Source organism: Paraburkholderia caffeinilytica (assembly GCF_003368325.1).
In the GTDB taxonomy this organism is placed as follows: domain Bacteria; phylum Pseudomonadota; class Gammaproteobacteria; order Burkholderiales; family Burkholderiaceae; genus Paraburkholderia; species Paraburkholderia caffeinilytica.
In genome coordinates, this window is sequence record NZ_CP031467.1 from 1,683,974 (window position 1) to 1,700,294 (window position 16,321).

12 protein-coding genes and 1 pseudogene are annotated in these 16,321 nt (G+C 63.0%); 8 read left to right on the top strand and 5 right to left on the bottom strand.

The window, feature by feature from the left end:
* Nucleotides 1-31 precede the first annotated feature (31 nt).
* Nucleotides 32-874, top strand: a complete 843-nt coding sequence (locus tag DSC91_RS23635) for a uracil-DNA glycosylase (RefSeq protein WP_115781121.1) — start codon at nt 32-34, stop codon at nt 872-874.
* Between the two features lie 258 nt (nt 875-1,132).
* On the opposite strand, the gene DSC91_RS23640 is transcribed toward DSC91_RS23635, so the two are convergent.
* The 4 genes from DSC91_RS23640 to DSC91_RS23655 all read right to left on the bottom strand — a co-directional run bounded on the left by DSC91_RS23640 (nt 1,133) and on the right by DSC91_RS23655 (nt 5,791).
* The gene (locus DSC91_RS23640; protein ID WP_115781122.1) at nt 1,133-1,729 is read right to left on the bottom strand and encodes an FMN-dependent NADH-azoreductase; all 597 of its coding nucleotides are present in this window, start codon (nt 1,727-1,729) and stop codon (nt 1,133-1,135) included.
* 154 nt (nt 1,730-1,883) lie between these two features.
* Nucleotides 1,884-3,674, bottom strand: a complete 1,791-nt coding sequence (locus DSC91_RS23645) for a M61 family metallopeptidase (protein WP_115781123.1) — start codon at nt 3,672-3,674, stop codon at nt 1,884-1,886.
* A 94-nt stretch (nt 3,675-3,768) separates the two neighbouring features.
* Nucleotides 3,769-4,494 carry a DsbC family protein gene (locus DSC91_RS23650; RefSeq protein ID WP_115783461.1) on the bottom strand — a complete coding sequence of 242 codons (726 nt, stop codon included), beginning with the start codon at nt 4,492-4,494 and terminating at the stop codon, nt 3,769-3,771.
* 124 nt (nt 4,495-4,618) lie between these two features.
* Nucleotides 4,619-5,791 (bottom strand): UbiH/UbiF family hydroxylase, encoded by a 1,173-nt coding sequence (locus DSC91_RS23655; RefSeq protein WP_115781124.1) that lies wholly within the window; start codon nt 5,789-5,791, stop codon nt 4,619-4,621.
* Nucleotides 5,792-6,052: 261 nt separating this feature from the next.
* Between DSC91_RS23655 and ychF the strand changes: the two genes are divergently transcribed.
* Nucleotides 6,053-7,147, top strand: coding sequence for a redox-regulated ATPase YchF (ychF, locus tag DSC91_RS23660; protein WP_115781125.1), 1,095 nt, complete (start codon nt 6,053-6,055; stop codon nt 7,145-7,147).
* Between the two features lie 109 nt (nt 7,148-7,256).
* Here the strand turns inward: ychF and DSC91_RS23665 are convergent, their stop codons facing one another.
* Entirely contained in the window at nt 7,257-8,231 is a 975-nt protein-coding gene (locus DSC91_RS23665) for a glycerophosphodiester phosphodiesterase family protein (RefSeq protein ID WP_115781126.1), read from the bottom strand.
* Between the two features lie 445 nt (nt 8,232-8,676).
* Between DSC91_RS23665 and DSC91_RS23670 the strand changes: the two are divergent.
* From DSC91_RS23670 to ettA, 6 genes and pseudogenes are all read left to right on the top strand, one after another.
* Nucleotides 8,677-9,941: pseudogene (locus DSC91_RS23670) on the top strand (IS110 family RNA-guided transposase).
* Between the two features lie 192 nt (nt 9,942-10,133).
* Nucleotides 10,134-11,459 (top strand): sn-glycerol-3-phosphate ABC transporter substrate-binding protein UgpB, encoded by a 1,326-nt coding sequence (ugpB, locus tag DSC91_RS23675; protein ID WP_115781127.1) that lies wholly within the window; start codon nt 10,134-10,136, stop codon nt 11,457-11,459.
* A 70-nt stretch (nt 11,460-11,529) separates the two neighbouring features.
* Entirely contained in the window at nt 11,530-12,414 is an 885-nt protein-coding gene (gene ugpA, locus DSC91_RS23680) for a sn-glycerol-3-phosphate ABC transporter permease UgpA (protein ID WP_115781128.1), read from the top strand.
* Nucleotides 12,411-13,256 carry a sn-glycerol-3-phosphate ABC transporter permease UgpE gene (gene ugpE, locus DSC91_RS23685; RefSeq protein WP_115781129.1) on the top strand — a complete coding sequence of 282 codons (846 nt, stop codon included), beginning with the start codon at nt 12,411-12,413 and terminating at the stop codon, nt 13,254-13,256. The genes ugpA and ugpE overlap by 4 nt, the downstream gene beginning before the upstream one ends.
* A gap of 88 nt (nt 13,257-13,344) precedes the next feature.
* Nucleotides 13,345-14,433 (top strand): sn-glycerol-3-phosphate import ATP-binding protein UgpC, encoded by a 1,089-nt coding sequence (locus DSC91_RS23690; protein WP_115781130.1) that lies wholly within the window; start codon nt 13,345-13,347, stop codon nt 14,431-14,433.
* 217 nt (nt 14,434-14,650) lie between these two features.
* A complete protein-coding gene (gene ettA / locus DSC91_RS23695; protein WP_115781131.1) occupies nt 14,651-16,315 on the top strand; it encodes an energy-dependent translational throttle protein EttA in 1,665 nt (554 codons plus the stop codon).
* Nucleotides 16,316-16,321 lie beyond the last annotated feature (6 nt).

The window sequence follows — 16,321 nt, forward strand, 5'->3', positions numbered from 1 at the left end:
CAGCTCGCATTTGCTGCGACACTTCCCCGCCATGACCTCAGCTTCCCGCACCCGCTCCGATTCGTCACAGGCCTCGCTGTTCGGCGACGCCTCAGCCACGCCGGCCGGCGCAACAGCGCAGCCGTTGCAGACATCAACACCCGCCGGCCAACCGCCCCCGACGCTCGAAGCCCAATTCGCCGCTCTGCCCCCGGCCTGGCGCGCACACCTCAAACCGTTCATCGAAAGCGACGCCTACGCGCCCCTGTGCCGCTTCGTCGACGGCGAGCGTGCGGCCGGTAAAACCGTCTATCCCGCCGACGTCTTCCGGGCCCTGCGCCTCACCAGCCCCGACGAAGTCAAAGTCGTGATCCTCGGCCAGGACCCGTATCACGGCGAAGACCGCGGCACGCCGCAAGCGCACGGACTGGCGTTTTCCGTAGCGCCGAACGTGCGCACGCCGCCGTCGCTGCGCAACATTTTCAAGGAAATCGCCGCGAGCCTCGGCCACGAGCCGCCGCGTCATGGCTGCCTCGACACCTGGGCCAAACAGGGCGTTCTGCTCCTGAACACCGTGCTGACCGTCGAGCGCGATGCAGCCGCGAGTCACGCGAAGCGCGGCTGGGAGAAATGCACCGACACGCTGATCCACGAACTGGCCATGCGCCATGACGGTCTCGTGTTCATGCTGTGGGGCGCACATGCGCAAGCCAAACGCGCGCTGCTCGGCGGCAAGTCGCACTACGTGCTGGAGGCGCCGCATCCGTCGCCGCTGTCGGCGCATCGCGGCTTTCTCGGCTGCGGGCACTTTGCGTCGGCCAACGAATATCTCGTGAAGCAAGGCCGCGAGCCGATCGACTGGCGCTTGCCCGACGAAGCGCAAATGCTGGCATAGCGCCCGGCGCGCGCAACAACGCACCGACACCCGCCAAAGGCCAGAGACCGAAAACCGGAAACCTGGACCCATGAAATAGAAACCGAGGGCCGGGAGCTGGAAACTGGGCACCGAACACCGAGCACCAGGCACCAGGCACCAGGCACCAGGCACCAAAGATCACCGCCACAAAAACAAAAACGCCACGGAATTCACACCCCGTGGCGTTTTTTCATTCCACCGCGCCGCAATCACGCAGCGCGAGGCAAACCTCACACCTTACGCAGCGGCGATCGCTTCACGCGCGCCGGCCAATGCGGCAGACGCGGCGTCCGGGCCCATGTTCAGGCCTTCGGCGTAGATGAAGCTCACATCGGTCATGCCGAGGAAGCCGAGGAAGCTCTTCAGGTACGGCGTTTGGCTGTCGTTCGGCGTGCCGAGATACTTGCCGCCGCGCGCCGACACCACGAACACCTTCTTGCCCTTCACGAGGCCTTCCGGACCGTTCGCCGTGTACTGGAACGTGATGCCGGCGCGTGCGATGAAGTCGAAGTACGTCTTGAGTTGCGACGAGATGCCGAAGTTGTACATCGGGGCGCCGATCACGACGATGTCGGCGGCTTGCAGTTCGGCGATCAGCGCTTCGCTGCGTGCAGCGATCGCGGCTTGTTCCGGCGTGCGCTGGTCAGCCGGCGTGAAGAACGCGCCGAGGACGGCATCGTCCAGGTGCGGCAGCGGCTCAGCTTGCAGGTTGCGGACGACGACTTGCGCGCCCGAATTCGATTGTTGCAGCTTTGCGGTCAGCTCGTTGACGAGAAGCGTCGAGTTCGCGCCTTGCGAGCGGGCTGCCGAGTTGATTTGCAGGATCGTGGTCATGGTTGACTCCAGTAGGGGCGCGCAGTTTTGCGCGAGTGGAGCCATTGTGATTTTTTACCGACCCAGGAAAAAGCCGTCCGGCAGCGAAGGATTGTTGCACTGATAGAACAATCCCCCACTCCGAACCGTCGATTAACAACGGCAAAGATTACGATCAGCTTGCCAGCCAACTGTCCCGCGCCTTGCGCGCGGCGGGCCGCTTATCGCTGACGGTCAGCTTGTAGCGCGACACCTCAGGCCCGTCCAGCTTGACTTGCGCGGTGCGCAGCTCGTCGCGGCGGAAGGCGTGGACTTCGACCTTCGCGCCCGGCAGATAGCGCGACAGCAGCGAATCAAGATTCGAGCCGGTGACGCGCAAACCGTCGAGCGCGATCAGCACGTCACCCGCTGAGAGGCCGGCTTTTTGCGCCGCGCTGCCGTCGTGAACGGCGGCCAGCGTGCAATCCGCACCGCCGCGCACACGCGCGCCGAGCGACGGCTTGCCGTTTTTCTCGAGGTCGGGTGCGAGCGTAACGCCAAACGGCGCGAGCAGCGTGTCGAGGGGCAGATCCCGCGTGCCGTGGACGGCTTCGGCAAACAACTCGCCCAGTTGCACGCCGGTCGCCTCGGCAAAAATCGCCTCGATCTCGCTGGCTTCGACGCCGACCGGCTTGCCGCGATAAAAGTCGCGCCCGAAGCGCTGCCACAGCAGACGCATCACGTCGTCGAGCGAATTGCGGTGGTTAGTCTGCGCACGAATCGTCAAGTCGAATGCCAGCGCGACGAGCGAGCCCTTGGTGTAATAGCTGACGATCGCGTTAGGCGCGTTTTCATCCTGCCGATAATATTTGACCCAGGCATCGAACGAGCTTTCGGCCACCGTCTGCTTCAGACGACCACTGCCGCGCAGCACGCCGCCGACGACCTTGCCGAGCATGCCGAGATACTCGTCTTGCGAGATCAGGCCGGCGCGCACGAGGATCAGGTCGTCGTAGTAAGAGGTGAAGCCTTCGAACAGCCACAGTAGCGACGTGTAGTTTTCGACGCTCAGATCGTACGGTGCGAACACGGCCGGTTTGATGCGCTTCACGTTCCAGGTGTGGAAGTACTCGTGGCTGCACAGACCGAGGTAGGTTCGGTAGCCCTCCGTGGTTGCGTCGCGGCCTTCCACCGGCAGATCGCCGCGGTTGCAGATCAGCGCGGTCGAGGCGCGATGCTCCAGCCCGCCGTAACCGTCGGCGACAGCCTGCGTCATGAACACGTAGCGATCCATGGGCGCCTTCTTCGATTTCGGCTCGAACAACGCGATCTGCGCTTCGCAGATACGCTTCAGGTCGGCGGACAGACGCGCCATATCGAGTCCGATCACGCGCCCCGCGATCACGATGTCGTGCGGCACGCCGTGCGCCTTGAAGCTCGCCAACGCGAATTCGCCCAACGTCACCGGATGGTCGATCAACTCATCGTAGTTCTGCGCGCGATACTCGCCGAAGCCATAGCGCTTCGTGCCGCGCGCTTCCGGCAACGCGGTGGCGACGCGCCAGTCGCGATACGCCGCGCCTTCCGGCTTCTGGATATCGACCAGGCACTGCGCTTCCTCGTGACCGAGCGGCGACAGAAATACACTGGTGCCGTTGAAAAATCCCGTCGTGTCGTCAAGGTGCGCGGCGCGCACCGACAGATCCCATGCATACACCTCGTAGCGCAGCGTCAGCGCGCCTTTGACCGGCGCGGCCTGCCACGTGTGTTTGTCGGTCTTTTCGACACGCACCTTGCGGCCCGCGTCGTTGGTGGCTCGCAACGCGACGATGTTGCGGGCGAATTCGCGCACCATGTAGCTGCCCGGAATCCACACCGGCAGCATGAAACGCTGGCCGGCCGGATCGGGATCGGCGACGGTCACGGTGACTTCGAACAGATGGGCGGCGGGTTGTTTCGGAACGATGGTGTAGCGGATCGGCTTCATCGGCGGCGCTTAGGAGGTTTCTGGCGGGGATGTTCGGGCTTGATGTGAAAGGAGGCGCACGGCGCGCCTCCTTTCTTCGACGGGTGCTGCGTGCTCAGTGCACGGCGGACATTTCCTTGTCCAGCCGATCCGCCGGCACGGCGCCGGGCAAGCGGCGGCCGTCGGCGAGGAACACGGTCGGCGTGCCGTCGACATTCATCGCATGGCCGAGCGCCAGGTTCTTGTCGATCGCGGCGGTGTCGCAAGTGCCGGCTGCCGTGGGCGCCTGATGATCCTGCATCCACGATTCCCACGCCTTCGCGCGGTCGGTCGAGCACCAGATCGACTTCGACTTGGCGGTCGAGTCCGGCGACAGCACCGGGTACAGGAAGGTGTAGACCGTGACGTTATCGATCGACTTGAGCGTCGTTTCGAGCTGCTTGCAGTACGGGCAGTTCGGATCGGAGAACACCGCGATCTTGCGTGTGCCGTTGCCCTTGACGACCTTCACCGCGTTCGCGAACGGCAGGCTCGCGAAGTCGATGCGGTTGGTCTCCGCGAGACGCGCTTCCGTCAGATTCTTGCGGGTCTTCGCGTCGACGATGTCGCCGAGCATGAGGTAGTCGCCGTTCGCATCGCTATAGATGATCTGCGTGCCGAGATTCACCTCGTAGAGGCCGGCAATCGGCGACTTCGCCACGCTTTTGATCGTCACGTCGGTCAGACGCGTTTGCAGTGTGGCTTTGAGCTTGTCGGTGGCCTGGTCGGCCTGCGCGGAGCAGCCAATTGCCACGGCAGCGATCGCGAGCACGGCGGCCGCGATGCGAAAGGATTTTTTCATGCTGAATTCCTGGAGTTCGATCGCGCACGAGGCGCGTTTTTTGGGACGCTTCTGGTCTGACCAGAGCGGCGTCCATCCGTTCATGATACCCGTCTCGCCGGCCGGGTCTGCGGGCTGGGGCGCATTACCCCAGCGCGGCCGACACCAGCCAGCGCTTGATGAACGGCTGCGCGCCGACAAACGCCATGCCGGTATTGCGCAGCGCCTTGGCGAATGGACCGGGCGCCGAGAAGAGCTTTTGCAGGCCGTCGGTGGCGATCATCAGCGCGCGGATGTCTTCGCGGCGGGCGCGTTCGTAGCGGCGCAGCAGCACCATGTCGCCGAGATCGCGGAATGCTTCCTTGCCGGCGACCGTCTCGGCAAGCGTCGCGACATCGCGCAAACCGAGGTTCATGCCCTGACCCGCCAACGGGTGAATCAGATGCGCGGCATCGCCGACCAGCGCGACGCGCGGCGCCACGAGCTTATCGACGGTTTGCAGCGCCAGCGGGAAGCCTTGCGCCGGCGTCACGCATTCCAGAGCGCCGAACTGCTCGCCCGTCACGCGTTCGACTTCCGCCGCGAGTTGCGCCGGATCGAGCGCGAGCAGTTGCCCGGCGTGCTCGGTGCGCGCCGACCAGACCAGCGACACGTGGCCGCCCGGCATCGGCAGCAGCGCGATGATCTCACCGTCCTTGAACCATTGATAGGCGGTTTCGCTGTGCGGCTTTGCCGCCTTGAAATTCGCGACCACGCCGGTTTGCTTATAGTCGCGCCGGTTCATCTTCGAGCCGATCTGCGCGCGCACCCACGAATGCGCGCCGTCCGCACCGACCACCAGATCGGCTTCGATGACGTTGCCGTTGGCGAGACCGACGCTCGCGCCGTCGGCGGCAAAGTCCAGCGCCTGCGCGCGTGTATCGATCCAGGTGAGATTCGGCTGGAAACGCAGCGCGGCATCCAGCGCACGCTCGATCACCGAGGACTCGACGATCCACGCCAGTTGCGGCACGGACGCCTGAAACGCGGAGAAATGGAGTTCAACGTGCGCATCGCCATAGACACGCATGTCGTAGACAGGCCCGAGCTTTGACAGATCGAGCGCCTGCCAGACCCGCAATCGTTCCAGCAAAGCCTGCGAACTCGACGACAGCGCGTAGACCCGCGAGTCGAAGGTGGCGCCGGCGGGCAAAGCCGCACAGGGTTGCGCGAGCAGCGCCACGCGCAGTCCGCCTTGCGTCAGCGCGAGCGCCGCGGTCTTGCCGACGAGCCCGCCGCCGATCACGGCGGCATCAAAGGTCTGGTGGTGTGCGTTCATCCGCGCATTATAGCCGCGGGGGTTGCGGGGGACGGATCGAGCGCCGGCTTTACCGCAGGCAGATCAAGAACCCGATCCGAACGGGTTACAATTGCGCTTTCCGTGACAGAACTCGCCCAGAATCGTCGAGGCAACGCCCCGATCTGGTGTCTTGTCCCGCTCCGCTGCACTTGCTCCGCCACGCCAAACGCGAAGGCTTTCCGAATCCTGCACACAGCGTCGAGCGCATCACGCAACTTACTGATTCACTGAAGGATTTCCATGAGCCTCAAATGCGGCATCGTCGGCTTGCCTAACGTCGGCAAGTCCACTCTGTTCAACGCGCTGACCAAGGCGGGCATTGCCGCCGAAAACTATCCGTTCTGCACGATCGAGCCGAACGTCGGTGTCGTCGAAGTACCGGACGCGCGTCTGAAGGCCCTCGCCGAAATCGTCAAGCCGGAGCGGATCCTGCCGGCTGTGGTGGAATTCGTCGACATCGCCGGCCTCGTCGCCGGTGCGAGCAAGGGCGAAGGTCTGGGCAACCAGTTCCTCGCGAACATCCGCGAAACCGATGCGATCACGCACGTGGTGCGCTGCTTCGAAGACGAGAACGTGATCCACGTCGCGAACAAGGTCGATCCGCTGTCGGATATCGAAGTGATCAACACCGAGTTGGCGCTGGCCGACCTCGCGACCGTCGAAAAAGCGCTGTCGCGCTATTCGAAGGCCGCCAAGTCGGGTAACGACAAGGAAGCCATCAAGAACGCCGCCGTGCTGGAAAAAGTGCGCGCTCAGCTCGACCAGGCCAAGCCGGTCCGCGCGCTCGACCTGTCAGACGAGGAAAAAGCCACCCTCAAGCCGTTCTGCCTGATCACCGCGAAGCCGACCATGTACGTCGCCAACGTGAAGGACGACGGTTTCCACAACAACCCGCACCTCGACGCCGTCACGAAGTTCGCGGCAGCCGAAGGCGCGCCGGTCGTCGCCGTGTGCGCGGCAATCGAAGCGGAAATCGCCGACCTCGAAGAAGCGGACATGGAAGTGTTCCTCGCCGACATGGGCATGGAAGAGCCGGGCCTGAACCGCGTGATTCGCGCGGGTTTCAGGTTGCTGGGCCTGCAAACCTACTTCACGGCCGGCGTGAAGGAAGTGCGCGCATGGACGATCCATGTCGGCGATACCGCGCCACAGGCAGCCGGTGCGATCCACACCGACTTCGAGCGCGGCTTCATTCGCGCGCAGACGATCGCCTTCAACGACTTCGTCACCTACAAGGGCGAACAAGGCGCGAAGGAAGCCGGCAAGATGCGCGCGGAAGGCAAGGAATACGTCGTGCACGACGGCGACGTGATGAACTTCCTGTTCAACGTTTAAGGCGTGGTCTCGGCGTGAGGCGCGCAATTGGCAGAAGGCCGGACGAACGTTAAACGCCGCCGCCCGCAACGCCGCCCCCGAAAAGCCCGCTCAAAGCGGGCTTTTTGTTTTACTGTGCGCCCGCTCCGTTGGCTGCGGCACACCGGAGCGGCATCGGGATACCGTCCCTGACGGCTGCCATGCGGGAGGGCGAATCCGCCAGCACGGCATCGATCCCCAGACACGCTGCCGTCCGATAGTCCCCCCCATCGTTCACCGCAATCGCCACGATCCGGACATCGGGCTTCTGCCGGAAGCAGGCCACGGTTGCCGGCGTCCACAGCGTTGCGTTCACGTCGGAGCGGCCTTCGCCCAACGTGAACTTCTCCACCACCGTCATCGCACGGTGCAACTCGAACGCTGTCATTGCGTGTTCGGCAGGCGCATCCACACAGCCCTGATTCAGCAACACGCGCACGAGCCGCCCACGGGTCGCGTCGCGCGATTCGAACACTTTCGCCCGCGGATAACCGGCGAAACTCTGCTGATACTCGGCTTCGGTCGAATAGATCGACACACGCGACCACGCGTTTTCTTCGTCTAGAACACGCGCCACTGCCTGCGTCTGCGGCGCGGCGGGCAACGCTTTCATATCCAGGATGATTGGCATGGCCGGCGGGATTGCGCGCAACGCTTCGCGCAGCGTCGGAATGCCGGCCGGGTGGTCGCGATAGGGATACGCGTCGCCGCTGCGAAAACGCCAGCCGGCATTCACGCTCGCGAGTTCTGCCACCGTGAAGGCGGACACCGGCCCCTTCGCGTCTGTCAACGCCGACAGATCGGCCGGACGGTACAGCACCGGCACGCCGTCCTTGCTCAACTGAACCGTAAGCCACATTGCGTCGGCATGATTTGCGATCGACTGACGAATCGCTTCCAGCGTGTTTTCGGGCGCATCGCCTGTGCCGCCGCGATGCGCAATGATCCTCGGCAACGAAGTCACCGTCGCCGGCCCACCGTTCGTCGTGGTGGGCATCAGCGCACATCCGGCGAGCATGAGACCCGCTATCGAACCGCACACCGCCAATCGTACTGAACTCAGCATCTGTAATCCTGATTAATAAACACGCTGATCAAACGCGCATGATCTTGCAAAGTGCCTTGCTCCTTGCTCCTTGCTCCTTGCTCCTTGCTCCTTGCTCCTTGCTCCTTGCTCCTTGCTCCTTGCTCCTTGCTCCTTGCTCCTTGCTCCTTGCTCCTTGCTCCTTGCTCCTTGCTCCTTGCTCCCAGCTCCCAGCTCCCAGCTCCCAGCTCCCAGCTCCCAGCCATCATGCCCGTAGACGGACGGCCTGCATCGAGTCGTGACGTCGCACGCCCCCGTTACTATCTTCACTCCTCGATAATTGAGGATTTGGCCAGCCAGGCCCGGCATGATTCCCGCCCCCAGTCGCAGTCATGATCCGGGGGGTGTTGTCACCGGGTCTGGTGGGTGGCTGGTGATCGCTAATAGGGGCTCGGCCGGGCACATCTTGAGGCCGTCCGTAACGTGGATGCCGAGACTTGCCACCGATGTTGCAGGCCAACCAGCTCAATCTGCACAAACACTTCGATGCAAGAAAACCAACAACATGACTCCGTCGATGTCTTCGTCGGCGTTGACGTAGGTAAAGGCCATCATCACGCCGTCGCTCTCGATCGGACCGGAAAGCGCCTGTACAACAAAGCGCTTCCAAACGATGAAACCAAACTGCGCGCCCTAATCACCGAACTCAAGGAGCACGGCCAACTTCTATTCGTCGTCGACCAGCCCGCCACCATCGGCGCGCTGCCGCTGGCAGTCGCTCGGGACGAAGGCGTTCTGGTCGCCTATCTGCCAGGTCTGGCCATGCGCCGCATCGCCGATCTGCATGCGGGCGAAGCCAAGACCGACGCCCGCGATGCCGCCATCATTGCAGAGGCCGCCCGCTCGATGCCGCACACGCTGCGCTCGCTTCGACTTGCTGACGAGCCGCTTGCCGAACTCACCATGTTGTGCGGTTTCGACGACGATCTCGCCGCGCAGATCACGCAGACCAGCAACCGCATTCGCGGCCTGCTTACCCAGATCCATCCCGCACTGGAACGGGTTCTGGGGCCGCGCCTCGACCATCCGGCCGTGCTCGATCTGCTTGAGCGGTACCCGTCGCCCGCCGAGCTTGCCGCGACCAGCGAAAAAGCACTCGCCAACCGCCTCACCAAACTTGCACCTCGCATGGGCAAAAGCCTTGCTGCCGAAATCGTTCAGGCGCTCAGCGAACAGGCTGTGGTCGTACCCGGTACGCAGGCAGCAACCATCGTCATGCCGCGTCTGGCCCAGCAGCTCGCGTCTTTGCGCAAACAACGCGACGAGGTTGCCAGCGAAGTTGAACGCCTGGTGCACGCACACCCTCTTTGGCCGGTCCTGACCAGCATGCCGGGAGTCGGCGTCAGGACCGCCGCCAGACTCCTCACGGAAGTCGCCCACAAAGCCTTCGCTTCAGCTGCGCATCTCGCAGCCTACGCCGGCCTCGCCCCGGTCACCCGACGCTCAGGCTCGTCTATCCGTGGCGAACACCCCTCCAGACGCGGCAACAAGGTGCTCAAGAGAGCGCTCTTCCTCTCCGCCTTTGCTGCCCTGCGAGACCCGACTTCGAGGGACTATTACGCCCGCAAGGTCCAGCAGGGCAAGCGCCACAATCAGGCGCTCATCGCTCTTGCCAGACGGCGCTGCGACGTGCTGTTCGCGATGCTGCGCGACGGAACCTTCTACCACCCGAAATCAGCCCCTAATGCTTGACGAAACACATAGGGGCACCCTCCCCCGCCCTGACATCCAATATTTCCGTTCCGTGACAGCCGATGTTAAATTGCGGCATCCGGCGCCGGTCGAAAGCGCACTGACGCTCGGTCATTGACGCCGGACTGTCATCGAACACAACTAGAATCGCGCGATTCCCATCAGCGCCCGTTCCAATCAGGAGATCAATCGATGCGTTGCAAGCCGTTATTCCGTTCGCTTTCCGTTGCCGCCGTGTTGAGCCTCGGCATTAGCCAGGCAGCCCATGCCGCCACCGAAATCCAGTTCTGGCACGCCATGGAAGCCGCTCTCGGCGAGCGTCTGAACGACATCGCCAACGCGTTCAACGCGTCGCAAAGCGACTACAAGATCGTACCGGTGTTCAAGGGCAGCTACGACCAGACCCTCGCCGCCGGCATCGCGGCCTATCGCAGCGGCAACGCGCCGGCCATTCTGCAGGTCTACGAAGTCGGCACCGCGACAATGATGCAGGCAAAGAAAGCCGTGATTCCGGTCTCCGAAGTGTTCAAGCAAGCCGGTGTGCCGCTCGACGAAAAGGCGTTCGTGCCGACCATCGCCAGCTATTACAGCGACGCCAAATCCGGCGAACTGATCTCGATGCCGTTCAATAGCTCGACGCCGGTGCTGTACTACAACAAGGACGCGTTCAAGAAGGCCGGACTCGACCCGAATCAGCCGCCGAAAACCTGGGCCGAACTGCAGGTGGACGCGCAGAAGCTGAAGGCCTCGGGCATGGCATGCGGCTATTCGTCGGGCTGGCAGAGCTGGATTCAGCTCGAAAACTACAGTGCCTGGCATGGCGCGCCGTTCGCGTCGGAGAACAATGGTTTCGACGGCGCCGACGCGCAGCTCGAATTCAACAAGCCGGTGCAGGTCGCGCATATCCAGTTCCTGCAGAACATGCAGAAGGAAGGCACCTTCACATACGTCGGCCGCAAGGACGAACCGATATCGAAGTTCTATAGCGGCGACTGCGGGATCATCACGAACTCGTCGGGCTCGCTTGCCACGATCAAGAAGTACGCGAAGTTCAGTTTCGGCACCGGCATGATGCCCTACGACGCCAGCGTGAAGGGCGCGCCGCAGAACGCGATCATCGGCGGCGCAAGCCTGTGGGTGCTGTCGGGTAAAGATCCGGCGGTGTACAAGGGCGTGGCGAAGTTCATGTCTTATCTGTCGTCGGCGCCGGTCGCCGCGAAGTGGCATCAGGACACCGGCTATCTGCCGGTCACGACCGCCGCGTATCAGTTGACCCAACAGCAAGGCTTCTACGAGAAGAATCCGGGCAGCGATACCGCGATCAAGCAGATGCTCAACAAGCCGCCGCTGCCGTACACGAAGGGCTTGCGTCTGGGCAACATGCCGCAGATCCGCACCGTGATCGACGAAGAACTCGAACAGGTCTGGGCGGACAAGAAGACGCCGCAACAGGCACTCGATTCGTCGGTGTCGCGTGGCGACGAGTTGCTGCGCCGCTTCGAAAAAGCCGCTAACTAAGCACTAGCCGGCAAGGTTTCGGTGCGCCCGCACCGAAACCCGTTGTTGCTGCAGAACCTAGGAAACTTCGATGGAAAAGCGCTCCAGCTTCGGCACTAGTGTGCTGCCCTACCTGCTCGTCGCGCCGCAACTCCTGATCACGCTGCTGTTCTTTCTATGGCCGGCAGGCGAGGCGCTGTGGCAATCCACGCAGAGTCAGGACGCGTTCGGCACGTCGAGCGAGTTTGTCGGGCTTGCCAATTTCAAGCAGTTATTCGCCGATCCGCTTTACCTGTCGTCGTTCTATACGACGCTGATTTTCTGTGCGCTCGTCACCGTGTCCGGATTGGTGATTTCGCTCCTGCTGGCGGTCTGCGCGGATCGCGTGACACGCGGCGCCAAGGCTTATCAGACGCTGCTGATCTGGCCGTATGCGGTCGCGCCCGCGATCGCCGCCGTGTTGTGGTCGTTCCTGTTCAACCCGAGTATCGGCATCGTCACCTATGCGCTCGCCAAGTACGGCATCGTGTGGAATCACGCGTTGAACGCGAGTCAGGCGATGTTTCTGGTGGTGCTGGCTTCGGTGTGGAAGCAGGTCAGCTATAACTTCCTGTTCTTCTACGCCGGCTTGCAGGCGATTCCGCGTTCGCTGATCGAAGCGGCGGCCATCGACGGCGCCGGCCCGGTAAGGCGCTTCTTCGGCATCGCCCTGCCGCTGCTCTCGCCGACCAGCTTCTTCCTGCTGGTGATCAACATCACCTACGCGTTCTTCGACACCTTCCCGGTGATCGACGCCGCCACCGGCGGCGGCCCGGCGCAATCCACCCGCACGCTGATCTACAAGATCTTCGCGGAAGGCTTCCAGGGGTTGGACATCGGCAGCTCGGGCGCGCAGTCGGTCATCCTGATGGTGATCGTCGTCGCGTTGACGGTCGTGCAGTTCCGCTTCATCGAACGGAGGGTTCAATACTCATGATCGAGAACCGCCGCGGTTTCGACCTCTTCTGCCACGCGGTGCTGATTCTCGGCGTCGTGCTGGTGGTGTTTCCGGTGTACGTCGCGTTTTGCGCGGCGACGATGAGCGACCACGAGGTGTTCAGCGTGCCGCTGTCGCTGGTGCCGAGTACGCATCTGTTCGAGAACATCGCGACTGTCTGGTCGCATGGCAGCGGCAATGCGGCGGCGCCGTTCGGCCGCATGCTGTTCAACAGCCTCGTGATGGCGCTCGTGATTTCGATCGGCAAGATCGCCATCTCGATGATCTCCGCGTACGCGATCGTGTTTTTCCGCTTTCCGTTTCGCAATCTGTCGTTCTGGTTGATCTTCGTCACGCTGATGCTGCCGGTCGAAGTGCGTATCTTCCCGACGGTACAGGTCGTGTCGTCGATGCATCTGAGCAATACGTACAGCGGTTTGACCTTGCCGCTGATCGCATCGGCCACCGCCACGTTCCTGTTCCGTCAGTTTTTCATGACGCTGCCCGACGAATTGATGGAAGCGGCTCGCATCGACGGCGCCGGCGCGCTGCGTTTCTTCTGGGACGTCGTGCTGCCGCTGTCCAAAACGAATATGGCTGCGCTGTTCGTCATCACGTTCATTTACGGTTGGAATCAGTATCTGTGGCCGATCCTGATTACGAGCCAGCAGTCGCTGACCACAGCCGTGGTCGGCATCAAAAGCATGATCGCGTCCGGCGACACCGCAACCGAATGGCATCTCGTGATGACCGCGACGCTCCTCGCCATGCTGCCGCCGCTCGCCGTCGTGCTGACGATGCAGCGCTGGTTCGTGCGCGGGTTGGTGGACTCGGAGAAATAAGCCGCTTCATGGCGAACTCCGGCATTCAAATCAAGAACACCGCGCAAAGCGTGGCACGCGCGGCAAGCTACGAAAAGGCTAAAACGGCATGGCTGCACTGACTCTGCAAGGCGTTAAAAAGACCTACGACGGCAAACAGTTCGTGTTGCACGGTATCGACGTGGACGTCGCGGACGGCGAGTTCGTGGTGATGGTCGGTCCATCGGGGTGTGGCAAATCGACCTTGCTGCGCATGGTGGCCGGGCTCGAAGGCATTTCCGACGGCACCGTCTCGATCTCCGGCAAAGTGGTCAATCGGCTGGAGCCGAAGGATCGCAACATCGCAATGGTGTTCCAGAACTACGCGCTGTATCCGCATATGAGCGTCGCCGAGAACATGGGCTACGCGCTGAAAATCGCGGGCGTCGACCGCGCGCAGATTGCGAAGCGCGTGGACGCCGCGGCGCAGATTCTCGAACTTGGACCGCTGCTCGCACGCAAGCCGCGCGAGTTGTCCGGTGGGCAACGACAACGCGTCGCCATGGGCCGCGCGATCGTGCGTGAGCCGGCAGTGTTTCTGTTCGATGAGCCGCTGTCCAATCTCGATGCACGCCTGCGCGTGCAAATGCGCCTCGAAATCCAGCGCCTGCATGCACGGCTTGCCACCACCAGCCTCTACGTCACCCACGATCAGATCGAAGCGATGACGCTGGCGCAACGCGTGATCGTGATGAACAAGGGCCACGCTGAGCAGATCGGCGCGCCGACCGAAGTCTACGAGCGGCCGGCGACGGTGTTCGTTGCGAGCTTCATCGGCTCGCCGGGGATGAATCTGCTGGAAGGCCGGGTGTCGGACGACGGTTCCGTGTTCGAGGTTGCCGGCAACGGTCCGAAACTGCCGCTCACAGGCGTGGCGCCGATCGGCCGGGAAGTGGCCAAGGGTCGCGAATGGACGCTGGGCATTCGCCCCGAGCACATGACACCGGGACAAGCGGACGCTGCGCAAGCCACGTTGACCGTCGAGTCCTGCGAACTGCTCGGCGCGGACAACCTCGCGCACGGCCGTTGGGGCAATCGCGACGTGACTGTGCGGCTGCCGCACACGCATCGGCCCGCGGCCGGCGAAACGCTGCAAGTCGCGCTGCCCGCGCAGCATCTGCATTTCTTCGATCCGTCGACAGGACGACGAGCGAACTGACGTCACCGCGGCGGCCCTCTGCCGCCGCATCCCCGCCCCGAAGTACAATGCCACCTGCACAACCCGCCCGCGCGCGGGGCGTCGCGGGGTTCGAAGCCGCGCCCGACGCCGCGCCGGCCGGGGCCGGGCGCACTGCCCGGCCACAACACCCATTACCCATCCACCCACGACCGCCCGCCCCCACGCGGCCGGCGTCGTCAACGTCTATTGCAAGCAAATGGCCCAATACGTCTTCACCATGAACCGGGTCGGCAAAATCGTGCCGCCCAAGCGTCAAATCCTGAAAGACATCTCGCTGTCGTTCTTCCCCGGCGCGAAGATCGGCCTGCTCGGCCTGAACGGCTCGGGCAAGTCGACGCTGATCCGCATCATGGCCGGTGTGGACAAGGACATCGAAGGCGAAGCCACGCCGATGCCGAACCTGAACATCGGCTATCTGCCGCAGGAGCCGCAACTCGATCCGAACAAGACCGTGCGCGAAGCGGTCGAAGAAGGTCTCGGCGACGTCTTCGGCGCGCAAAAGAAACTCGACGAGATCTACGCGGCCTACGCGGAGCCGGATGCCGACTTCGATGCACTCGCTGCGGAGCAAGCGAAGTACGAAGCGATTCTGGCCACGACCGACGGCAGCGCCGAACAACAGATCGAAATCGCTGCCGACGCGCTGCGTCTGCCGGCGTGGGACGCGAAGATCGAACACCTGTCGGGCGGTGAAAAGCGCCGCGTCGCGTTGTGCAAGCTGCTGCTCGAAAAACCGGACATGCTGCTGCTCGACGAACCGACCAACCACCTGGACGCGGAATCGGTCGACTGGCTCGAACAGTTCCTCACGCGCTTCCCGGGCACGGTGGTCGCCGTCACCCACGATCGCTACTTCCTCGATAACGCCGCCGAGTGGATTCTCGAACTCGACCGCGGCCACGGCATTCCGTGGAAGGGCAACTACAGCAGCTGGCTCGACCAGAAGGAAGAGCGCCTGAAACAGGAAGAGTCGTCGGAATCGGCACGTCAGAAGGCGATCAAGAAGGAACTGGAGTGGGTGCGCCAGAACCCGAAGGGCCGTCAGGCAAAGTCGAAGGCGCGTATCGCCCGCTTCGAGGAACTGAACAGCCAGGATTACCAGAAGCGCAACGAAACCTCGGAAATCTTTATCCCGGTCGGCGACCGCCTGGGTAACGAAGTCATCGAGTTCAAGAACGTCAGCAAGTCGTATGGCGATCGTTTGCTGCTCGACGACGTCAGCTTCAAGGTTCCGGCGGGCGCGATCGTCGGCATCATCGGACCGAACGGCGCCGGCAAGTCGACGCTGTTCCGTATGCTGACCGGCCGCGAACAGCCGGATTCGGGCGAGATCGTGCAAGGCCCGACCGTCAAGCTCGCGTACGTGGATCAAAGCCGCGACGCGCTCGACGGCTCGAAGACCGTGTTCGAAGAAATCTCCGGCGGGGCGGACGTGCTGACCGTGGGCAAGTACGAGACACCTTCGCGTGCGTACATCGGCCGCTTCAACTTCAAGGGTGGCGATCAGCAGAAGACGGTCGGTAACCTGTCGGGCGGTGAGCGCGGCCGGCTGCATCTGGCGAAAACGCTGATCGCGGGCGGCAACGTGCTGCTGCTGGACGAACCGTCGAACGACCTGGACGTCGAAACGCTGCGCGCGCTCGAAGACGCACTGCTCGAATTCGCCGGCTCTGTCATGGTGATCTCGCACGATCGCTGGTTCCTCGACCGCATCGCGACGCACATCCTGGCGTTCGAAGGCGATTCGCAAATCACGTTCTTCGACGGCAACTACCAGGAATACGAAGCGGACAAGCGTGCACGCCTCGGTGAAGAAGCTGCACGTCCGAAGCGTCTGCGTTACAAGCCGATCGCGCGATAAATCGCC